Below are 23,064 nucleotides of genomic sequence, written 5' to 3'. Positions count from 1 at the left end.
AAATGAGAAGAACAGCGATTGTTTTAGCCATAACGGCTTTGTCCCTGTCTGGTTGTAAAACACTCGACGCTGTACCTGGAGGGTTAGGTGATTTAGTCGGCAGTAAACAAGTCGATCAAGCACAAGTTCAAGCAGCCTATAGCAAAGCTCAAGAGGCTTACACATCGGCTCAAACAGCGATGCAAAATGCCTCGTCTCAGTCATTAAGTGACTATGATCCTGAGCGCGTTCAAGATGCCAATAAAATTTGGAGTGATTTACAAGAAGAGTTTGCTGAGCTTCAGGCTAAGCCTGAAAGGGCTTTAGATAAGGCATCTTTATTTTCTTCGAATACGGTTGCTGATGAAGTCATGGAGCAGTCACAAAATATCATTGCGCTGATCACAAGTGCTGAGAATTCAAAAAATGCCATCGTTGCTGTTCTTGAACCGATAAGGGCGCACTTTTTAGTTTTGGACAATATTGAAACGCAAAAGAACTTTTCTAAACAATATACACAATTAGTTGAGCGCCATGATGAATTGAAAGCGCTTTTAATTGAAGGTGAACAAGCCAAAGTTGAAGAGTATCTGCCTGAATTTAGTCAGCGCTTACATAACCTCGAACAAGATGCTGTAGAGCAGTTTTATTTAGGCGAAGTGTTTTCAAAGTTAAAGTCATTAGCTAATTCAGAAAAATCAGAGGTTTTGCCATCTGTGTATGCCGATGTAAAAGACACTGCCGAAACAGCCCAAGCTTTTGCAAGAAATAATGTTCGAGACTATGACGGGATTAAAGATAAAACGCGACTTGCTGAGCTGCAAATACAACGTATTAACAGCCTTTTCTCTGAGCATAAATCTCGAGAGCAGGCACTTAAGAGCGAAAGTGTAGAGGCACAACTTCTGGCGCTTGAAACACAGTTATTTCAACTAACTCAAAAAGCTGGGTTGGGAGACTTAAGACATTTAAGCTTTTCTGATCAATTAAATGAACTGAAAAAAGCATTATAATAATTTAAAATACTTCAATAATTTCATAACAATATAAAATATATTTGCAAAGGGACTTACAAATTCTATTGATATGGAATTTGCCCTTGCATACATATTTGGAAATGGAGACCACAATGCGTATGCATCTATCAAGAAAGTTCGCACTGAGCTTGTTATCGACAAGTTTAATGCTCACTGGCTGTGGAGGAGGGAGTGATGATACTCCTGATTCTGGTGGTGGCGGTACCCCGCCTCCGGCCCCTGAAAATAAAAAACCGACCGTCAGCATAGAGGCACTGACAGAAGCCAAAGAGCAAGTTGCTTTTACACTAAAGGCAACTGCAAGTGATGAAGATGGTTCTGTTGAGTCTTTTTCTTGGACTCATGATTCTCAACTAGATTTAAAACCTGAAAATACAGATTCAGAGTCTGCGACTTTCACCGTGCCTGATATATCAGAAGATATAACAGTAGGCTTCACGGTAACTGTTACCGATGATGACGGTGACACAGCTTCTTCGACTCAATCTGTCACAATTAAGCGTAAAGTTTCCAGTGTTACGATCACAGGTATTGTAACCGACGGGCCAATTGAAAATGCATTAGTCACAGTGACTGCGGGTAATAGCACTGTGGATGCTCAAGCTGATGACAAAGGCGCTTATTCAATTACTGCCATAGTGGATGAAAGTGAAGTTGATCAGCTTGTTACTTTAACAGCTAAGGGTCAGCCAGACTCGACAAAAGCATTTGTTGAGTTTAAATCTCAGTTGCCTTCAACCAATACACTGCAAAGTTTGGCGGGTGATGATGCCGTTTTAACAAAAGAAGAAAGTTTTGCAGTTAATGTTACTAACGTATCAACAGCTGAGTATGCGCTACTACAGCGTGATGGTGGAGCACCACAAAATGAAGCTGAGTTAGAAAACCGCCTAAAAGGTATCGATGCGCAAGAAAAATTAGAATTAGCAGCGTTGATCAAAACGGTTGTTGATTATGGTGTTGAGTTACCTGATGACGTTAAATCAACGCTTGACCTTGTAACAAGCAAAGAAAACGCAGAAAAAACAAAAACTGAAATTCAGAAAACTCAACCTGAAGTTTTAGAAAAAGCACTTAAAGACATCAAAGAAGATGAAGAGCTACTTGAAGCCGTGTCAGGAAGCTTACTTGGTGACTTTATTATTAATAAGCCGCGTGCGTATAACAACCGAGCAATCCACCTTACCTTAAACGGTGCAGATGAAGGTGCGACTTCAGGTGAAGCGGTTATTTCAGCTAGCCAAGCTGTAAAGACTACATGGGAAGTCATCGACGGTGTAGTAAAGGTTGACTTAACTGAAGATAATCTGCTGCTTGACAGTTGGACTGATGGAACTGAAAAGCATGAGAGGCGACTTACATCACTCGAGTTTTCGTTATTAGAAGATAAAGATGCGTTCACAGTAATTGAAATCAGTAAAGCTGATATCGCGGTTTATAATGGTTCTGAGTCATCAAACGTTACCAGCACCAGTCCTCTGTTAGGCGTAGCGAATCTATTCAAAAAATCAGAAACCTTTGCGCTTGATGCTCAGTCATGGCAAGGCACATGGGCAATTCAAAGTTTCAATGACAGCCAGCAAGACGATGAAGTATTCGTTTTTACGATTGACTCTGAAGGCAATATTTCTGACGAAGATGGTTCAACTTTAGGCTGGGCGCTAGATGCCAATGGTCAATTAACCATTACCTACAACGATGAAGGCACTGAGCAGGCTATTACTTTCTGGCTCACGAAAGAGTGGAAAGAAGACGCTGTTTATCAAGCCGTTGGTTTAGACGACAGTGGTAAGAAAGAAACCTTCTATGGCCTTTTTGTTAAGCTAGATGACGTCGAAATCAATGAGGAAAATATTGTTGGTCGTTGGCGAGTTGGTTTAGGCCATACAATGGACGACTATGATGTCAATATTCTACCAGATCTAAGTGTGGAAGCGGGTTTAAGCCGTACACCAATAGTGGCAAGGGTTGAAGATGGTATCATTCATCGTGGTGTTTATAGTCTTGATGGTGAAAACGTAGATTTCTGTGATACCAGCGAAGAAAACTGTACGGCCTACTACAGAAGCGAACTAGAAATTCTGAATACGGATGACGAAATCTGGTTTGGTTATCACCAAGAGTGGCGTGCAAACAGCCTAGGCGAATTAGAGTTGTCAGATGCAGGGCTGTATATATATGAAAAGACAGATCTTGCATATGATGAATTCGAAGCTGAAATGTTGGCATTTGATGCCACATTAAATTACTTCGATGGAGAAAAATACGCAGAGTTATCTATCTCGCCAAACGCTGACAATAGCTATAGCGTGACCATTGATGGCGTAACTTATGTCGCACAACTTGTTGAAGGCGCGCTTGAATACACCTATACCGATGGCGTTACATATCGCATTTCATTAGAAGGGTATGAAGCCGGTTCATTATCTGTGTGCCTTTTCGATAAGTCTAAAGGCTGTGATTCAGACACAAACCTATTAACACTCAACACCGCTAAACCGAGCTTTACGGTCGAAACCAATGTAGGTGAGAACGGTAAAGTGACGCCGGAGCAGGCTGAGCTGCTTTATGATGAGCATATTGCATTGTCAATTTTACCTGATTTTGGTTTTGCTATTGACCAGGTCACAGGCTGTAACGGAACGCTACAGGGCAGACAATACCTAATTGGTGAACTCACCGAAAACTGTCAAGTTGACGTTACCTTTAAAGAGGCTGACGCATCGAGTGATGGCGTGATCAGTGACTTAACCTTCTACAACCCAGACTACTATCGCAGCAGTGTTTATCAAGTGACTCTGAAAAACGATGGCACCGCGATTTTGTCAAGTTCAAACTATTCGGTCGATGCGCTATGGAGCGACGAAGAAGGTGTAATCAAGGTCACACCAATTGAAGAGCTTATCACTTGGAATAATGATTATTTAGGTTACTTTCAAGGCTGGAAAGATGTACTTGAGAGCATTGAGTTCGAAATTGTTGATGCAAAAGAGCAAGAGTATGAGTTTACTGCCAATATAACTCGTTATAACTCTCAAGATGGTCAACCAACCGATGAAGAGTCTCGCCCAAATAGCTTTAACACGTTTGCATTTAATACCAGTGAGTTAGGTGTACCTTTCCCTGAACTCGTGGGTAAAGAGTGGAGCTTATCGGTATTTGATGATGTTGTTGCGATTAAATTTGCTGAAGGCGGTAGTGCAGAAGTTCGCAGTATTGAAGAATCTGAAACTGAAATGGCCACCTGGTCAATTGATGAGAATGATGTTCTGACCTTTAACTTAGAAGATGGTAATCAAGTTCAGCTTGTTAATACTAAAGACATCAGTGTTGGTTTACAGGCTATCGCCACAGAGTTTGACAGTGAAGGTCGTTTAATTGCGTCGGGTGCTGCGTTAATGGTAGAGCGTGGTGACATTACAATTACCAAAGATAACTTTGTTGGTGCGCATTATCAGACTTATGGTGAATCAGAAGAGGCAACTAGCAGCGGGTATATCATCTATGAAGATGGTCATATTGGCAGTTTGATGTCGAGTTTTGGCCCACAAGGTGTCTTTGATGATAACGGTTACACGAGATATCTATATCGAGATTTTAATACGCATCAAGCACATTGTGATCAGGCATCTCCATCATGCGCTTTAAATACTCAAGTAGATTATCGTTTAATTGCGCAAGATGAAAATCGTTACTTCATTGAAAGGGTGTGGAATCGTTATAATTATCAAGGTTCAGGTGAATTAGTTAGTGCAGCTTCTTTGCTCTGGACGGTTGAATTTACAGGTTCAACAAAAGTCACTGAGTTTAATGAAAATAATCTATATGGTCGTTTGTTTGAGATACTGCCAGATTCAGCAGTAGAATGGCGATTCTATAGTGAATATGACGCTGAGCAAGAGGAATCACAATTCTTCTTAAGTTTGGATGAGGAAGAAACTCGTCATCTTGAACTTGCTGGCGGCAAACTTAACTACTATGAGCCGCTAGAAGACACTGACTATGTAATCGAGTTGGTTGATAACGATCAAAATGGCATTGTAGTTTGTCGTTATGAGCAGGGCTTTGCTTGTCAAGAAGACGATAAAGTAACACTGGTAAAAGAAAAACCAGCCTACGAAGTGACTATCGAGTCTGACGTGAATGGCAAGTTAACGGACATGTATGACAGTGATCATATATACCGCCATGGCGATACAGTTAGATTTGAAATTCAACCAGACTATGGCTTTGCACCAAAAGCAATCGAAGGGTGTAATGGTTACAGAGAGGGTGGCGATTATGTTATCGATGCCCTGACCAGCGATTGTACGATCACAGCAAGCTTCGAAGAGTTTACGCCACTGTCAGAGCAGGCTTCGATCACTGATGAAAAACTGGCGATTTGTGTTGATAAGCAGTCACATGAACGACGTTTCTGGGCTTTAGATGAAGTCACAGCGCTACAATGTGATCATCAATATAATGGCATAAATAACTTAGCTGAACTTGCAGTATTCCCTAACTTAGAGAGTATTGATTTACATAACATTGATATTGCTGATGTCGATCTATCTGCGTTAACAGCGTTAACCAGTGTGAGCATCGACTACAGCTACAATGAAAGATTCAACAGCTTAACCGTGGCTGCCCCAGAAAATATTATTGCACTGTCATTGCGTGGTAATAGACTGAGTGATGCTCAACTTGAAGGCTTGAGGCTGAATGAGTATATCAATCTGCAACATCTTGACTTAGATTCCAATGTTATCACTAAGCTTGATCCATCTGTCTTTGAGCAATTGCAGTATCTTTCTGTCTCTCACAATGAGCTGACATCAATTGATTTGTCTAATAACCTAGACTTAATTTCTCTTTGGGTTGTTGACAATGAATTAACGCAGATTGATGTTAGCAATAATACAATGCTAGAAAAACTTGGTATCTCGTTTAACGATATTGAAAGTCTAGATGTCAGCAATAACACATTGATTGACAATATTTATGCAGTGAGTACAGGTCTAGTAACTGTTACTGGTTTAGAGAATAGCGAACGTAAATGGGGTTATTTTGAGTTCTATAACAACCCGCTTTCAGATGAAACGGTCGATGAGCTAGAGCGCTTAAAGCAAGAAGAAGGGGTTAACAATATCCATTACTCTATTGCGCAATTAGTTACTATCAGCGCAGGTGAAAATGGACAGGTGAATGACACTGAAGTACTTGTAGGTCAGGAGCCGGTAAGTGTGTATATCCAGCCAGATGAAGGGTATGAAGTAGCAAGTATTTCAGGTTGTGATGCAGAAAACGACCAAGTAACACTTCTGAATGCGAAACACTTAGAAATCACCTCAGTGACACAAGCATGTACTATAAATGTTGAGTTTACTGAAGCGGTGCCGCTTGCAACTAAGCTTGAAATTCCTGAAGACAATGTTGCACTCACAGAGTGTTTGAATAATTCGAACTATATCTGGAAAGAGCAGGTGAAGAATTTGGACTGCTGGCAAGGTATTCAAGACTTTAGTCCACTATCAAAGTTACCTGCACTTCACTCATTGGAATTGCAAAACCTTACAGTTGAAGCCTTAGACTTATCTGCTTTAGAGCATTTAACATCGCTTGAGATAAGTAATAATTATCAAATGCCATTAAATTCGATCACGCTTAACAACGCAGAGCAGTTGACTAGGTTAGTTATCCGATACGGCACACTTGATGATATTGCGCTTGAAAGTTTGAATCTGGCTCAGTTTAAGAACCTAAAAGAGTTAGAGCTAAATGACAATCAATTGACTGAGCTTGATGTGTCTCAATTGCAGCAACTAGAACGTTTGTCAGTGAGTTACAACCAGTTATCCAAGTTAGATGTATCGGGTAACACTGAGTTAAAAGAGCTAGAAGTATATGACAATGCGCTAACTAGCTTGGATCTCAGTAACAATACCCAGCTACATCATGTGAATGCAAATTCGAATCAGCTCACAGAAGTCACTGGTATTGAGAATATCAGTGATAAATGGGCGGGATTATACTTTGAGAGAAATCCATTCACGAACGAAGCCGTGGCAGATCTTGAATACCTTTCTGACATCTACTTCAACTTGTATTATTCACGTATTTATAAGGTTAACTTAAAACCTGGTAATGACGGTGATGTACAAAAGCAGCAAGTTATTTTAGGTGAAGGCGAGCACTACTATACGTCAGTTTATGCAAATAACGGTTTCCAAGTAGCTAGCCTGTCAGGCTGTGGTATTGCAGAAGACAGAGCAAGCCAAGCGAACATTCTGTTCAATGCAAGTCAACTTAAATTGCAAGCAGACACTTTGGTATTTGATGAAAATACTCAAAGTTGTGATCTCACAATTGAATTTGGTCCAGCAATCGATCTGGCAAAAGAACTAGATATTCAGGATGCAGGCTTATATTCATGTGTAAATAACTCAAACTACATCTGGAAAGAGCAAGTAAAAAGCTTAGGTTGCTACGGTGGTGAAATTCTAGATTTCTCTGAATTAGCTAATGTCACTACACTGACAAGTTTTGAAGTGTATGATGTTCAGTCAGATGCATTAGATTTATCTAAATTATCTAACCTCTCAACTCTGATAGTGTCTAACAGCGATAACTTAACTAACTTAACGTTACCTCAGTCAGAGAAACTAGAAGTATTAGTGTTGAATGGTCTTAATTTAACCAATGAGACGCTTGATAATTCAGGTATTTCAGCGTTAACTAACTTAAAACGCTTAGAGCTTAACGATAATGAATTAGTTAAGTTTGATGCGTCATCTCTCACCCAGCTTGAATACTTAAGTGTGTATCATAACGACATTAAAGAGTTGGTGATTACAGGTAATACGCTCTTAGAAGAGTTAAAAGCCGACAATAACCCACTTGTTAGTCTTGATACGTCGAGCAATGCCTTCTTGAGACAGTTGCACCTACAAAGAACGGCATTAACTGAACTAGATGTTAGCGCTAATGTACGTTTAGATGGCTTATATGCTTATGAGTCAAGCTTGCAATCAGTTTCAGGTATTGACTACTTGAAAAACTGGGTACATATCAATTTGAATAATACGCCACTGTCTGAGGATATGGTTGCTGAAATAGAGCGTCTGCGCGACTATGAAGACTACCATAATATTTATTATTCAATTGCGTATCCGGTAACCATTAATACCGACGACAATGGCTATACGTATGATAGTAAAGTTTTCTTACCGAAAGATAAGACGAGAGAAGTTTACTTAAATGCGAACGATGGTTTTGAAGTGGGTGAAATTACGGCTACGGGTTGTGATGCGTCACAATATGAACTACTAGACGCAAACCGTTTAATTGTAGGTCCAATTTCAGAGGCGTGTACGCTGGACGTATCGTTTGTAGAAGCGAGACTATTGTCAGAAAAAACAGGTATTACTAATGAGTCATTAGCGCAGTGCGTGGACAATACAAATTATATTAAAGCGGAGCAAGTTAAGTCACTTAGCTGTAGTGTATATAACGTGGAAAGTTTTGCTGAATTAAGCAAGTTTGAAAACCTGCATACGTTAGAGTTATACGATAACCAACAGCCAGTACTTGATTTAACTGGTTTGTCTAATCTTACATCTCTTTATTTCAGATACGGGCAGTCACCTTCTGAGTTAAAGCTGAGCAACCCTGAATTATTGGAGACTTTAGTTATTGAGTACGTAGGTCTTAATGATGATGCTCTGGCGACGTTAGATATTTCTAGGTTTATTGCTTTAAAAGAGCTGCGTTTACGCGGCAATCAGTTAACACAGCTTGATACTTCAATATTAACCGAACTTGAAGCGTTAGACATTTCAGATAACCAAGTCACAGCGGTTGATTTGAAGACAAATGTTCAACTGCAGTCGTTGCATTTAGGAAATAACCCATTAACTGAACTAAACCTGGCCGAGAACACTCAGTTGCGAAAGTTAGAAGTGTATCAAACTCAGTTGAGTCAGTTAGATGTAAGTAATAACTTGGCACTTCAGCGTGTTAATGCAAGCAATGCGTTTATTGACACTGTGATTGGTATTGAATTTCTTGATGTAGATAAGCTGCAAAGTCTTAATTTCTACTCAAACCCATTAACGCAAGAAATGGTTGATGAGTTTGAGCGACTTAAAGGAGAAGGCTACAACATATCTTACTCGCTGTCTTACCCTGTTACAGTGAATTTTGATACCACCCAAGCGTGGGGAGATAGTGGTAAGCACCACAGTGATGGTGAAAATAACTTAAATCTTTATATTTATCCTAATGATGGGCTAGAGATTGGCTCTATTGAAGGGTGTGATGGTCAGTTTGAGTTATTAAATGCGAATGAGCTGGTTGTTGCGCCAATTACTCAAGCGTGTACGTTAGATATCAAGTTTGTAGATAAAGTAGCACTTGCCGAAAAAGCCGGTATCACTTCGGATAATCAGCCTCTTATGGATTGTGTGAATAATTCTAACTTTATTAAGACAGAGCAAGTTAAAGCGCTAAATTGTTGGGGCTATGACATTCAAAGTTTCACTGAATTAAGTGCTTTTACAAATCTGACTAACTTAGAGTTGAACTATTTAACCGCGCAGAAAGTAGACCTATCATCGGTTGCCTCTTTGAAAGAGCTAACTTTAAATGGTCGTAATACAGATCAGCCACTGACTGAGTTAACTTTAGCGAACCCTGAGCAGCTTGAGCGTTTATCTCTATCAGAGAATCAACTTGATGATGCTGAATTAGCGCAATTAAACCTTGCGCAATTCACTGGCTTAAAAGAGCTAGTTTTAAGCAACAACGAACTAACTAAGTTTAATCCAGAGTCATTCTCACAGCTTGAAGTACTTGAGTTGAATGGTAATAGCCTAACTGAATTGTCTGTTACGTCTAATAGTCTGCTTAAAGAGTTAGTCTTACATAGCAATCAGTTAACAGCGATTGATTTGAGCCAAAATGCTGAACTTGTTGATTTACGAATTTCAGATAACCCGATTACGGTCTTAGCACTAGATGCAAATCCATTGCTGAAATCTGTTGATGCAGCAGGCACACATTTAAGCTCTGTAACTGGTATTGAAGCTATTGAAGACACAGGCGCATGGCTGCACTTTTATTCAACACCGTTATCAGGCGAGACAGTTACTGAGTTTGAAAGGCTTAGAGATGAGCTAGGTTATTCTAACCTTCATTACAGCAAAGCCTATCCAGTGATGATTACATCATCAAGTAATGGGTGGGTAGGATGGAGTGATTTCTTCATTAGCCCAGACAGCACTCATACGGTTGAACTATACCCAGACACTAACTACACAGTGACAAAGGAGAGTATAACAGGCTGTCGTGGCGAATTCTCTTTAGAGGGCACGACACTCACAGTTGGGCCTGTAACCGATATCTGTGAAATTAAGGTTGAGTTTGTAGCGCAGTAATAAGCCGTGCTTTCATAACAACAATACTTAATTAAGTATCTAAAACGCGCCTTTCAAGGCGCGTTTTTTCATCCAAAAATAGCCTTCTTAATTTAGAAAATGGATATTAAATTCTATTTATTAGACTTTTTTATTCTATAAACAGAAATAATCAACTGAGCGATTAAAACTTAACCTACGCTTATTGTGCCGTAAATTTAAATAAAGTGCTTTCGCTGAGGCTTTAGCGCGATAAAAAACTGCACAGGATAAGTTATGAAAACAGGATCAAATATTAGCTGGCACTCAATAATTGTGTCTCTAGCTTTAAGTCTGGTATTGACAGCATGTGGAGGAGGATCTGACGACCCAGAACCATCTCCACCCACACCAGATCCAACCCCAACGCCAGAGAATAAAGCACCAACGGTATCTGTTGATGCAGTCGCTGAAGCTAAAGAGCAAACTGAATTTTCACTCACAGCAACCGCTACTGATGAAGATGGTGAAATTAGTGCATATGCTTGGACAACCAGCTCCACTCTTGATTTAACGCTCAGTGGGCAAGATACAAGCACGTTAACAGTAACGAGTCCAGATATCTCTGAAGACATTGAGGTGACCTTTACTATCACCGTAACCGATAACGGCTCGACAGCCAAAACTGCGCAAGCGCAACACACCGTCATGATAAAGCGGAAAGTATCATCAGTCTCTATTACCGGTATTGTCACAGACGAGCCTATCCCAAATGCCAATGTCACCATTTCTGCTGGTGGCTCATCAGCGCAAGTACAAGCTGGCAGCGATGGCAGTTATTCACTTGAATTGATTGTGGATGAGTCTGAGGTTAAAGATCTCGTGCAAATTAAAGCTCGGGGCACTGGTGAACAAAGCAATGTTGAATTCTGGTCACTACTTAATTCAGTAGAGACAGTAATAGAGCAAGCGGGTGAAGACGGTGTACTGCAAAAGGACGAAAACTTCTCAGTGAATGTCACTAACGTCACTACCGCAGAATACGCCATCATTACGCGTGATGGCGAAACACCGCAAGACGATGAAGCACTTAAATCAGCACTCTTAAACGTGGATGCTGATGAAAAACTTCAGCTCGCGACCTTAATCAAAGTGGTTGTTGATAACCCAGACTTTGAGTTGCCAGAGGGGGTAGAGAATACCCTTGAGCTCGTCTCATCGACAGAAACGGTAGAAGCGTTTGAGGCTGAGGTGAATGAGAAAGACCCGACCATCATCGAAAAAACGAAGACCGAGATTAAAGAAGATACAGATCTGGTAACGGGCCCTTCGGGTAGCTTAGTAGGTGAGTACATACTTCAGTCACCTCGTTACTATAACAACATCGCTTACCATGTCAGTTTAAAAGAAGATAACACTGGGGTTATTCATGGCATAGGTCAGCAAGCGATAAGTAGTTGGGCGCTTGATGACAATAAGTTAGCTCTGACATTTGCAGAGCCTTTGAAGAAGTCAGTGTCTGAAAATACCCTTGAAGATGAAACTAAGCAGCGAGTTGAAACGTTCGTCAGTGGCATGAGTATGTTGGTACTCGGAGAGAATGAGGTATTTAGAGCCGTTGAAGTCACAGAAACGGTTTTCCAAACGCTAGATGGCGCTGCACAAGATTCTGAGACAGTCACTTATATCAGTAATCTAACTAGCAAATCTCAAACGGCTCAGCCAATCAGTGAAATTTTAACTGCTAATGGTGGAGTTTGGTATCTTGACCTAGATGATAGAGATTTCACGCTTAATGACGACCCTGAAGAGCAAGTAGATAAACTTATTTTCAATGCAGACGGCACAATCACCACCGAATTCTCTGATGAAGAAGTAACATGGCGAATTGATGGTCGCGCTATCGTTGTCGATTATAAAGACTTTACCGATGACACCAAACAAACGCTTGAATATGAAGGTTCGGCTTCAATTTGGCTAACTAAAGTGCTGGATGCGGGATATCAAGTCGTTACGTTAGATACGACTGACGATGAGTGGCCAAATACAGAATATGGTCTATTCATCAAACCTTCAGATGTCACGGTAAACGAAAGCACAATGTCTGGTCGCTGGCATGGTTTCTATGGCTTGAACCAAAGTTATTACATGGATTTATATCCTGACGGCTCTATTTATTTCGGTTTAGAACGCAGTGATTATGTATGGGATATTGATGGTAATACCATGGTCCGTAAGGTCTATATGCAAAATGGTAATCGCGTTGAAAGCTGTCTAGAAGCGCGTGACGATTGTGCTCTGATTGGCATTACTAATCATGAAATTCTCGCTATGGTGAATGACCGTTATTACCTAAAACGCACATTCTTATGGATGAATGAGCAGGGCATGATGGAAGTGAGCGAATCTGCACTATTTATCTTTGAGTATAACAGTGACCTTAGTATCACCGCCTTTGATCAAACATTACCAAATTATGGCGATACCTATGTGTGGGTGCAAGATGCCATGGGTAACTTGATGATGGTGAAGATCAATCGTGATAGTGAAGAATTTGACGGTGTCATTACTTTTGGAGAGCAAAGTTATAACTTTAACTTTGAAGATGGCAATATTGTTTACTTTGTTGATGGTGCTAAGTATACCCTAGAGATAATAGACAGTTCTCAAGAGCATATTCAGGCCTGCTTATACCCTTCTTCGGGGCTGTCATTCGAGATTGAGGGTGAGGGGTCTGTTGGATTCCACAAAGTTGGCTTTGCGACTTCTGGTTTAGAAGGTGTTTGGGAACTGGCAAATGAAAATGTTATTTTCATGTTCTTACCTGACAGCAGATACTTTGCCATTCAATGGGCAGAAGAAAATGGCTTTGTAGGTTTTGAAAGAGGGGCTTATACAACTGACGGTACCAGCATTACTTTTGAAACTGAACAAAACCATGATGGAGAAGCTTTAGTATGTGATGCACCAGCAGGGCAAGGTTGCTCAGGTGTTTCTTTTGAATACAGCGTATCTGACTCCGAGTTTGTTTTGGGTGGCACTGATGAGGGATCAATCTCTTTTAGTAAAGTAAGTTTTGCTGCTGAAGGTGTTGAAGGGACATGGGGGCTATTAGACGATGCGGCTTTACTTATGCTGTTACCTGAAAGCCGCTATTTTGCTATTCAGTGGGAAGAAGAAAATGGCTACATTGGCTTTGAGCGCGGTAACTACCAAACAACTGAGACGCAAATAACATTTGATACGCTACAAAATAATGATGGTGAAGCACTAGTGTGCGATGCATCTGCCGATAGCACATGTTCGGGTGTCACCTTTAATTATGCTTTACCATCGGGCTGCATCGATGAGTCTATGGTGAAGATTTGGAAGCAGATGCCATTAATGGGTAACTCTATTATCAATAACTCAGATCTCTACCTCGGTGAAACACTGGGTCTAAGTTTAGATAGATGGGGTAATGGTAAAGTTAAAACCCCAATGGGTGAGTACGATTTAAACTGGTATGTCGCATCTGAAGGTATGATTGAGCTTAATTTAACTTACCCACCTGTTATCTATAGTAATACCGATAACAGTATGATGACTGAACATAAACTCAATGGTTATACAGTACAGCTCGACGCTATGGATGGTATGAAAGTAGCGGTCACCGAACGAGTTGATGTTTACACTGATGGTTATATGACCGGCGACGTCAATCATGACTTTATGGGTAAGCTTTACTATGAAAGAGACTTTATAGATTTATCAGAGGTCGACTTTGTAGGTAAGTGGGTCGCCTATGACAGAGCTGATGGCAATCAAATTAGTCATGTCGAATTTATGGCTGATGGTACAGGTACTGTGAAATCGACATTCGATGAACCAGATGAAAATGGTGACTTTACATGGTCGGTGATGGGACGAGCATTGCAATTAAACTTTGAGGATACTGAGTTTGATAACTTGCACATGACTAAAGACTTATCGGTGGGCTACCAGTTTGTTGATAACTTTGATGATTTAGCAGATGTTTATTCAAGCCAGATTGTTTCGGGCATACTGATCAAAGATATGGCCCCAGAACTCAGCAAAGAAGACTACCAAGGACGCTGGGTTTATTTTGATGGTGCAGAGCAGGTCAGTGGCCAAAATGGTACTGAAATCTACCCAGAAGATGAGGATGATTCCTATCTGACATTCGTATTTGGTACTGGTAAAAGCTCTTACCAAGGCCGTTATGAGAATGGTCAAGTTGTCCGAGCACGCTATGTAAACCCTGAGACAAAAGAAAGAACCCGCTTCTGTGAAGCGTCACCAACTTGTGTGCTCGAAGCTGAAATGCGCTATCAAATGGTGGCAGAGCATGAAGGGCGCTACTTCTGGGCAAGAGAATTCAGCAGTTTTGATGCTGATGGAACTAAGCGTCCAGGTTCAGGTGTCATGTTCGTTGGTGAGCGAAATGAGTCAACGGATATTGAAAAGCTTGAAGACTATCATATTAGTTTCTTCTATCTTTATCAGGCAGTAGATGATGGGCAAGTGGCTTGGTATTCGACTACAGCAACAGATGATATGGGTGAAGACATTTACACATTACAAATCGGCGATGCTGAAGCGGTGCAATTCACGTTTGAAAATGGACAAATGCAGTTGAGGGACGGACAAGATACCATTATTGAACTAGTCCCGGGCAGTAACAATAAAGATGGCTTAACCTTGTGTAAGTATCTAAAAGGGAATACCTGTACAACACAAGATCATATCCCTTTATTCTTTAGTCCTCCGAACTAATTACCATTTTTAATTATTGAAAAGGCCCATTGCGGGCCTTTTTTATTGGCTGTTGCTTGCTAATTAAGCACTGTTCAACTAATAAGTAAATGCAAACAACAAGAAGGAATTAACTATGGCCAAAGTCACTTCACCACCCATTTCAGCTTTTTGCTGGGCAGAATTATGCTCATCGGATTGGGCGGGCGGAAAACAATTCTATACGCAACTCTTTGACTGGCAGTTTGACGATCAACCCATCGGTGAAGATTGTTATTACACTATGCTAAAGAAGCAAGCCGATGATGTCGCGGCCATGTATCAAATGATGCCTGAGCAAAAAGAGGCGAATATTCCCAGTCATTGGCTAGGCTATATTGCAGTCGAAAATGTTGATGCCATCGCCGGTAAAGCAAAGCAGCTAGGTGCAACGGTCATTCATGGCCCTTGTGATGTAATGAACGCAGGCCGTATGGTAATGATAAGCGACCCTGGTGGAGCATTTGTGGCATTTTGGCAAGCGAACGAGCATATTGGCACACAAAGAATATTAGAGAAGAATACGCCTTATTGGCATGAGCTAGCTTGTCGAGGCAGTGAAAAAATCGGGCAGTTTTATAGTGAGCTGTTAGGTTGGCAGATCCAAGTCGAAAAAATGGAACACATGGATTACACCTTGTTTTGTAATGAACAAGGGCCTGTTGCAGGCATGTTAGAAATGACCGAAGAGTGGGAGGGCATTCCACCCCATTGGATGATCTATTTTGCTGTTGTCGATTGTGATGCGATGTCTGAAAAAGCGGCCTCTTTAGGTGGGCAAGTTTGCGTACCGCCCACCGACATTCCAAATATAGGGCGCTTTGCCGTTATCACAGATCCGCAAGGCGCAGTATTCTCAATTATGCAGTCTTGTAATGGCGATATTGATTTGGATGCTTGATATTAAAGGTATTTGCCCCAAGCTCAGTAAGCATTAGAAAATGCTAGGAGAATACAATGACTAAACATGTGGTGATCACTGGGGCAAATCGTGGGATAGGCCTTGAGTTCGCAAAGCAGTATTTAGCGCAAGGTTTTGAAGTAACCGCAGTAGTGCGTAAACCATCCACTGAGTTACAAGCGTTATCGGTTAACATCATCGAAGGGGTTGATGTGAGCGAAAGTGATGATGTTGCTCGATTAGCATCAGCGCTTCAAGGCAAAGCAATAGACGTATTAATCAATAACGCGGGTATTTTTGAAAACGAAAGTCTCGCTAATATGGACTTTGAAGCCATCAATGCGCAACTTCAGATCAATGCGGTTGCGCCAGTGCGAGTCACTCACGCCTTGCAAACTAACTTAAGCAATGGCAGTAAAGTAGCGATGATCACCAGCCGTATGGGCTCAATCGCTGATAATGGCTCAGGTGCTTATATTGGCTATCGTATGTCAAAGGCCGCACTCAATGCTGCAGGTGTCAGTTTAGCGCACGAACTAAAGCCTAAAGGTGTAGCCGTTGCCCTATTACACCCAGGCTTTGTACAAACTCAGATGGTTAATTTTGCCGGAGATATCCCACCTCAGGTTGCTGCAGAGCGATTAATACAACGCATCGAAGGGCTGAACTTAGAGAGTACCGGTAGCTTCTGGCACTCAAACGGTGACATTTTACCTTGGTAAGATAGAGAAAATGAATTACGAGCAGATAGCTGGTAATGCTTTCTGTTCGTCGCGTGTTCAGGTTAGGTTTGCTAAACTTGTGGCAATGATCACTTATCCTGAACACTTATCATGGAATTAGAACAAAACACACCACTCACACTGCCGCTTTTTTTACTCGATGAACATATTGAGCAGCGAGACCTCGACGCCTCTGACTTAACACTCAGTGTGATCTTAGACGAAACTTTACTTGCAAATCTTTGCCAAAATCCAGCAGAAGATCAAAGCATCAGTATTAATTTAGAAACCTACCAGTTATTTGCCGATAACTCTGATTTTAAGCCTGTAATCGGCGAAGCACATCAAGCTCAGTTACTACTTAACCGAGGTCCGGTGTTAAGTGCCGTGGTCAGTAGTGGAGAGCAAGTATTTATTTCTCCTCCAGTAGAAATGATGCCGACATTTGATCTAGGCGACGAAGAAGAGGAGGCGTAATGCCTTTTAAAAAAGGATTTGTTCTTACTTGCCTACTTTTTCTAAGTGGTTGTGTTGCTTTAGCAGCCAACCACTACGAAACCCTGTTTGGGCCAGCACAAACACAGCAACGCGAAGTCGTTGCGAACACTCCACATGCTGAGCAATACCTTAATGACGTAAAGCCGATTATTGAGCAGCGTTGTGTGGTGTGCCACGGTTGTTACGATGCGCCATGCCAGTTAAAACTGTCTTCTCCTGAAGGCATAGATCGCGGCTTGAGCAAAGAGCCGGTGTATGACGGTACTCGTTTATTAGCACAAACACCTTCGCGTTTACTGATAGATGCCACATCTACACAACAATGGCGCGATAAAGGCTTTACTGCGGTGCTTAACGAACATCAGCAAAGTGCAGATGCAAACTTAGCAGCTTCTGTGATGTATCGTTCGCTATTACTCAAGCAAAATACAGAATTACCAGCGCAGCAAATACTGGGCGATGAATTCGATTTTAGCCTAGACAGAACGGCCACTTGCCCGAGCATTGAAGCGTTCGACAGTTATGCGCAAAAGCAGCCTCATGCTGGTATGCCTTATGGTTTACCCGCGTTAGAGCAAAGTGAATTTGCTGTATTACATGAGTGGTTAAAAAGCGGTGCTAAAATGGCCCAGATTGCGCCGCCGACCTTAACAGAGCTTGAGCAAGTCGAAATTTGGGAAGCGTTTCTAAATCAAGATAACCTCAAGGCGCGTTTGTCAGCGCGTTATATATACGAGCATTGGTATTTGGCGAACATTTACTTTAATGAGGCTAATAAATCAGACTCATCGAGCTTTTTTAAATTAGTACGTTCTAAAACACCACCGGGCCAGGCGATTGAAATTATCGCGACGCGCCGACCTTTTGATGAGCCAAACGTTGAGCGCGTATATTACCGTTTTCAACACCAGCGCAGCACGGTATTGTCGAAAACCCACATGCCGTTGGCAATTAATAAGCAAAAGCTAGCGCGTTTAAAAGCACAGTTTATCGAAGCGGATTATCAGGTTTCGAGTCTACCTGGTTATGCGCCTGAGGTCGCTTCGAACCCGTTTAAGAGCTTTGCGCAGCTACCCGTTAAGTCTAAATATCAATTTATGTTAGACGAAGCGCATTTGATCATCAGTGGCTTTATCAAAGGGCCAGTTTGCCGTGGTCAAATTGCTTTGAATGTCATTAACGATCACTTTTGGGTGGCCTTTGTGGACCCAGAAAAAAATAGCTCACCAAAAATGGCCGAGTTCTTAATTCAAAATGACGATGCACTCGCTCTGCCTGCCGCAGAGCAAAGCAATGCTTTACCCCTTTCTAGTTGGGCTAAATACGCCAAACGCCAGCATGAGTACTTAAATGCCAAAACCAAATTAGCGAATCAAGTATTTTCCGATGGCAGCAATTTAACCACAGACTTAATTTGGCAAGGTGATGGGCATAACCGTAATGCCGCGCTCACGGTATTTCGCCACTTCGACAGTGCCACTGTGGTAAAAGGCTTTGTTGGGCAACCGCCAAAAACTATGTGGCTATTAGACTACGCCTTGTTTGAGCGTATTCATTACTTGCTGGTGGCCGGCTTTGATGTGTATGGCAATGTGGGTCATCAGCTCATTACCCGTTTATATATGGACTTTTTACGCCTTGAGGGCGAGCAAAACTTTATTAACTTACTGCCACAAGATGAAAGGCAAAAAGTCAAAAATCACTGGTACCGTAAGTCGCATTTAAGCTTAAGTGAATTCATCAATCGCAAAACTATTTTAGCTGCCCCGACAGGGATGCAATTTACCACGGCTGAGCCAAAGTTAGAGTTGTACACTAAGTTTAAACAGCATTTGCAGCCCATTTTAAGTGAGCGTTATGCCTATAACTTAGTACCTAAGCCCTTGGTAAAACTCAATGCGTTGCAGAGCAAAGCCATTAACTTGCTGCCTCAAGTGTCATTTATTTTGGTTAAACACGGCGAGCAGCATAAAGCGTATACGCTTATTCATCATAACGCTCACTACAATATTTCAAGCTTATTAAATGAAGAAGGTCAGCGTGCTTACGATGAAGATACTGCGACCCTAGTGCCTGGCTTTATCGGTGATTACCCTGAGGCTATTTGGTATTTGCCGAATTCGGAGCATGTTCATAGCTTTGTTGAAAATTTGCATAGCATGCAAAGTGAGGCCGACTACAGAGCTCTAAAACAGCAATTCGCAATACGTCGAAGTCATCCGCAATTTTGGCAATACAGTGACCTGTTGCATGAGGTGGCGAAGCAGTACAAGGGCATCGAATATGGGGTGTTCGATTACAATCGACTTGAGAACAGATAACCCTGTTGGGTATCATAGCCATTAATTAAAAAACGAAATTAGGAAGCGCACCATGTCTGCGAACACAACAAAGCTAGTTGTTATGCTAGAAATGCAAAACGCCATGAACACTAAGGTTCATGAGCAATGGTTTAACCAAGGGTTTGAATGGTATCGCGCTATTTGGGTTGAGTGTGCTGAAATGCTAGACCACTACGGTTGGAAGTGGTGGAAAAAGCAAACACCAGATACTGAGCAGGTGATTCTAGAGCTGGTGGATATTTTCCACTTCGGCCTATCGCTGCGTATTGATGGCGTTAAAAGCTACGAACAGCTAGCAACTGAGCTTGAAAAAGAACTAAGTGAACCGCAACTTGCTGAAGACTTTAAACAAACACTTGAACAGCTAGCTGCAAGTGCGGTGGCTGATAAGTCTTTCAATGCGCAAGCATTTGCTGGTTGTATGCAGCAAATTGGTATGAGCATTGATGATTTATATCGTGGTTATGTTGGCAAGAATACCCTGAACTTCTTCCGCCAAGATCACGGTTATAAAGATGGTTCTTACATCAAGGTATGGAATGGTCAAGAAGACAACGAGCATCTAGTTGAAGTTGTGAAGAGTCTAGACACTGAGCATGCCGATTTTGCTAAGCAAGTTTATGCAGGGCTCAAGGCACGTTACCCTGCATAATACCAATTTTAATGACTGAACTAAGCTATCGGTAATAAAGTGCGATAGTCAGTAATTGATAAATAGCCAGTGATGTCTTTCACTGGCTGTTTGCTATCTGGGTTAGCAACCGCCAATAAGTGCTCAATGCCATATTGTTTAGCTGAGGCTAATACGCTTAAACTGTCATCAACGAATAAAGTTCTACTTTTATCAAAACCTAAATCAGCCTGAACTTGCTGCCATAAGTTTTGGCTTTCTTTACTCACACCATACTCATGGGTTGAAATCAGCTTATCGAGGTATTGAACAAACTGAGTACGTTCGACTTTTAAGCTCAAACTATCAGGATGTGCATTGGTCAGTAGAATTAGCTCTTTGCCTGCGGCCTTTAGCGCCTTTAAAAACTCCGGCACGTCGTCACGTATAGTGATCAAATGCTGTATCTCTCGTTTCAGTTCCATAATTGGGAGATCGAGTTCTTTTTGCCAATAGTCTAAGCAGTACCACTGTATTTTTCCTTCTACAGCTTGGTAGCGTTTCTCTATATCTGCAAAAGCTTCTGAGACACTGATATTGTGCTTTTTTGCGAGCTGCTCTGGGATCACATTTAACCAAAAATGGTTATCAAAATGCAGATCGAGCAGGGTGCCGTCCATATCTAATAAAACGGTATCGATTTTTGACCAATTTAACATAGGCATTTGTCGTTAAAGGCTTTATGATTAAGTTAACTGCCATATTAGCAAATAAACGCCTATGTCACAGAAAAAGCATCCAAACCCACCCGAAATTATCCACTGCGATGTAGTGGCCAAAAGTAAACTTTTTACCGTTGAAGCCTTAGATTTGACCTTTTCAAATGGTGAACAGCGTCAATATGAACGAATTCGAGGCGGTGGCCGAGGTGCTGTGATGGTGTTACCAATCACCGCAGACAACGAGCTTTTATTAGTCAGAGAATATTGTGCGGGCACGCATAATTATCAACTCGGCTTTCCTAAAGGTTTAATTGACCCCGGAGAAACCGCAAAGCAAGCTGGCAACCGCGAGCTAAAAGAAGAAGTAGGCATGGGCGCAGAGCAGTTTGATGAGCTAAAAACGCTGTCACTAGCACCTAGTTATTTTAATGCTCGTATGCACATTTTGGTTGCGCAAAACCTTTACCCAGAAAGTTTAGAAGGTGATGAGCCTGAACCGCTGGTGGTTGTAAAATGGCCATTAGATGAATGGCAATCCTTACTTGAACAAGAAGACTTCACTGAAGCGCGTAGTGTGGCAGCGCTTATGTTGTTACAAACCTTCCTCGCAGCAAAGGAGTAGCATATGCAGTCATTATTAGAGCCTTGTATTGAGCTTGCCCAAAAAGCAGGCCAAGCCATTATGGATATCTATAAACAAGATGACATTGGCCAGCAAGAAAAGTCAGATCATACACCAGTCACCAAAGCTGATTTGGCCTCTAACGAAGTGTTGATGGCAGGTTTGCAGGCTATGGCACCCGATATTCCGATTATGTCTGAAGAAACGCCTATACCTGCTCTCGAAAAACGCCGTGAGTGGCAGCGCTATTGGTTGCTGGATCCTATGGATGGTACAGGCGAGTTTATTCTGCAAAGTGGTGACTTTGCGGTAAATATTGCATTGATAGAAAACAATAAGCCGGTGTTAGGGGTAATTTTCTGGCCTGCTAAAAATACCACATACTTTGCTTATGCAGGTTTGGGTGCATTTAAGAGAGTAGGCGAAGAGCAGGATCAAATTAGCGTTGCCTCACCTGATAACTTAACTTTAGCAGTGAGTCGCAGACAAAAACTCGAAGCAGTAAGTCAGTACTTGAATAGCCAATTTGATACCGTTGCGCTTGGTTCATGTTCACTCAAAGCGTGTATCATCGCAGAAGGCAAAGCCGATTGTTTTTTACGAATTGGCCCAACAGGCGAGTGGGACACGGGCGCTTCACAGGTAATAGTAGAAGAAGCCGGTGGCTGTATCACTGATTCTGAGTTTAACCCCTTAACTTATAATCAAAGAGAAACCACAGAAAATCCTGATTTTATCGTTATGGGTCATCCTGATTGGCAATTCCAAAAGCTGATCACACCACACCAGCGTATTGTTGAGTAAATGTTAAAAATCTAGCAGGTAATGCTAGCTTTTTCGGCACTTTGCTAGGTTTTTGTTTTATTTTTACCCATTTGAACGCGATTTTGTGTTTTATGCCTTGCAATATAAATTTAATCTATTATTATAGCGACCTCTTGAAAGGGAGACCTTTCAAAAATCATTAAAATAACGCTGATTATTTTAATGTTACAGGCGCGGGATGGAGCAGCCTGGTAGCTCGTCGGGCTCATAACCCGAAGGTCGTCGGTTCAAATCCGGCTCCCGCAACCAATTCTTTTAGAGAGAATTAAAACCTCTAAGGCTCGTTTGCTTATGCAAACCATTCGGACGCGGGATGGAGCAGCCTGGTAGCTCGTCGGGCTCATAACCCGAAGGTCGTCGGTTCAAATCCGGCTCCCGCAACCAATTCTTCTAGAGTGAATTCAAAACTCTAGGGCTCGTTTGCTTATGCAAACCATCTGACGCGGGATGGAGCAGCCTGGTAGCTCGTCGGGCTCATAACCCGAAGGTCGTCGGTTCAAATCCGGCTCCCGCAACCAATTTTCTTACCTTAAAAGCCTTTTTATCAAACCCCCTTATTAAATTAGTTTTTTGGTTCAAATATAATTGTTAACTTTCGTCAGTTTTGTCGGGCTCTATCTTATTATTCACAAAGGTCG

Annotated in this window: 11 protein-coding genes and 3 tRNA genes; 13 read left to right on the top strand and 1 reads right to left on the bottom strand. The window is 41.7% G+C overall.

The annotated features are described in order from the left end of the window. Positions 1 to 2: 2 nt before the first annotated feature. From C1E24_RS20165 to C1E24_RS20130, 8 genes are all read left to right on the top strand, one after another. Entirely contained in the window at positions 3 to 992 is a 990-nt protein-coding gene (locus C1E24_RS20165; RefSeq protein ID WP_138484633.1) for a hypothetical protein, read from the top strand. Between the two features lie 116 nt (positions 993 to 1,108). Beyond that, positions 1,109 to 10,432: a leucine-rich repeat domain-containing protein gene (locus C1E24_RS20160; protein ID WP_138484632.1), complete on the top strand. Its 9,324-nt coding sequence runs from the start codon at positions 1,109 to 1,111 to the stop codon at positions 10,430 to 10,432. A gap of 255 nt (positions 10,433 to 10,687) precedes the next feature. Next, positions 10,688 to 15,166 (top strand): PKD domain-containing protein, encoded by a 4,479-nt coding sequence (locus C1E24_RS20155; protein WP_138484630.1) that lies wholly within the window; start codon positions 10,688 to 10,690, stop codon positions 15,164 to 15,166. 115 nt (positions 15,167 to 15,281) lie between these two features. After that, a complete protein-coding gene (locus C1E24_RS20150) occupies positions 15,282 to 16,085 on the top strand; it encodes a VOC family protein (protein ID WP_138484628.1) in 804 nt (267 codons plus the stop codon). 56 nt (positions 16,086 to 16,141) lie between these two features. Beyond that, positions 16,142 to 16,807, top strand: coding sequence for an SDR family oxidoreductase (locus C1E24_RS20145; RefSeq protein WP_138484626.1), 666 nt, complete (start codon positions 16,142 to 16,144; stop codon positions 16,805 to 16,807). A gap of 111 nt (positions 16,808 to 16,918) precedes the next feature. Further along, positions 16,919 to 17,284, top strand: coding sequence for a hypothetical protein (locus C1E24_RS20140; protein ID WP_138484624.1), 366 nt, complete (start codon positions 16,919 to 16,921; stop codon positions 17,282 to 17,284). Beyond that, positions 17,284 to 19,626: a fatty acid cis/trans isomerase gene (locus tag C1E24_RS20135; RefSeq protein WP_138484622.1), complete on the top strand. Its 2,343-nt coding sequence runs from the start codon at positions 17,284 to 17,286 to the stop codon at positions 19,624 to 19,626. The genes C1E24_RS20140 and C1E24_RS20135 overlap by 1 nt, the downstream gene beginning before the upstream one ends. Before the next feature lie 52 nt (positions 19,627 to 19,678). Beyond that, the gene (locus C1E24_RS20130; protein WP_138484620.1) at positions 19,679 to 20,299 is read left to right on the top strand and encodes a dUTP diphosphatase; all 621 of its coding nucleotides are present in this window, start codon (positions 19,679 to 19,681) and stop codon (positions 20,297 to 20,299) included. 20 nt (positions 20,300 to 20,319) lie between these two features. Here C1E24_RS20130 and yrfG read toward each other — a convergent pair whose 3' ends face one another. Continuing rightward, positions 20,320 to 20,976 (bottom strand): GMP/IMP nucleotidase, encoded by a 657-nt coding sequence (gene yrfG, locus C1E24_RS20125; RefSeq protein WP_138484618.1) that lies wholly within the window; start codon positions 20,974 to 20,976, stop codon positions 20,320 to 20,322. A gap of 61 nt (positions 20,977 to 21,037) precedes the next feature. Here yrfG and nudE point away from each other — a divergent pair, with 61 nt between their 5' ends. The 5 genes from nudE to C1E24_RS20100 all read left to right on the top strand — a co-directional run bounded on the left by nudE (position 21,038) and on the right by C1E24_RS20100 (position 22,944). Next, on the top strand, positions 21,038 to 21,601 hold the full coding sequence (nudE, locus tag C1E24_RS20120) for an ADP compounds hydrolase NudE (RefSeq protein ID WP_138484616.1): 564 nt from the start codon (positions 21,038 to 21,040) through the stop codon (positions 21,599 to 21,601). A 3-nt stretch (positions 21,602 to 21,604) separates the two neighbouring features. Then, a complete protein-coding gene (gene cysQ / locus C1E24_RS20115) occupies positions 21,605 to 22,405 on the top strand; it encodes a 3'(2'),5'-bisphosphate nucleotidase CysQ (protein WP_138484614.1) in 801 nt (266 codons plus the stop codon). A gap of 193 nt (positions 22,406 to 22,598) precedes the next feature. After that, a tRNA-Met gene (locus tag C1E24_RS20110) sits at positions 22,599 to 22,675 on the top strand. Positions 22,676 to 22,733: 58 nt separating this feature from the next. Next, positions 22,734 to 22,810, top strand: a tRNA-Met gene (locus C1E24_RS20105). Between the two features lie 57 nt (positions 22,811 to 22,867). Next, a tRNA-Met gene (locus C1E24_RS20100) sits at positions 22,868 to 22,944 on the top strand. The last annotated feature ends 120 nt before the right edge of the window (positions 22,945 to 23,064 follow it).

The organism is Pseudoalteromonas phenolica (assembly GCF_005876835.1).
Classification (GTDB): domain Bacteria; phylum Pseudomonadota; class Gammaproteobacteria; order Enterobacterales; family Alteromonadaceae; genus Pseudoalteromonas; species Pseudoalteromonas phenolica_B.
The sequence above is the reverse complement of the archived record's forward strand: the minus strand, read 5'-3'. Positions and strand labels throughout refer to the sequence as shown.

What these genes read in the sequence shown, in the direction of transcription:
- C1E24_RS20150 (WP_138484628.1), top strand. Translation starts at nt 15,282, where the DNA reads ATGGCCAAAGTCACTTCACCACCCATTTCAGCTTTTTGCTGGGCAGAA.
- C1E24_RS20145 (WP_138484626.1), top strand. Translation starts at nt 16,142, where the DNA reads ATGACTAAACATGTGGTGATCACTGGGGCAAATCGTGGGATAGGCCTT.
- cysQ (WP_138484614.1), top strand. Translation starts at nt 21,605, where the DNA reads ATGCAGTCATTATTAGAGCCTTGTATTGAGCTTGCCCAAAAAGCAGGC.
- nudE (WP_138484616.1), top strand. Translation starts at nt 21,038, where the DNA reads ATGTCACAGAAAAAGCATCCAAACCCACCCGAAATTATCCACTGCGAT.
- yrfG (WP_138484618.1), bottom strand. Translation starts at nt 20,976, where the DNA reads ATGTTAAATTGGTCAAAAATCGATACCGTTTTATTAGATATGGACGGC.
- C1E24_RS20135 (WP_138484622.1), top strand. Translation starts at nt 17,284, where the DNA reads ATGCCTTTTAAAAAAGGATTTGTTCTTACTTGCCTACTTTTTCTAAGT.
- C1E24_RS20155 (WP_138484630.1), top strand. Translation starts at nt 10,688, where the DNA reads ATGAAAACAGGATCAAATATTAGCTGGCACTCAATAATTGTGTCTCTA.
- C1E24_RS20130 (WP_138484620.1), top strand. Translation starts at nt 19,679, where the DNA reads ATGTCTGCGAACACAACAAAGCTAGTTGTTATGCTAGAAATGCAAAAC.
- C1E24_RS20160 (WP_138484632.1), top strand. Translation starts at nt 1,109, where the DNA reads ATGCGTATGCATCTATCAAGAAAGTTCGCACTGAGCTTGTTATCGACA.
- C1E24_RS20165 (WP_138484633.1), top strand. Translation starts at nt 3, where the DNA reads ATGAGAAGAACAGCGATTGTTTTAGCCATAACGGCTTTGTCCCTGTCT.
- C1E24_RS20140 (WP_138484624.1), top strand. Translation starts at nt 16,919, where the DNA reads ATGGAATTAGAACAAAACACACCACTCACACTGCCGCTTTTTTTACTC.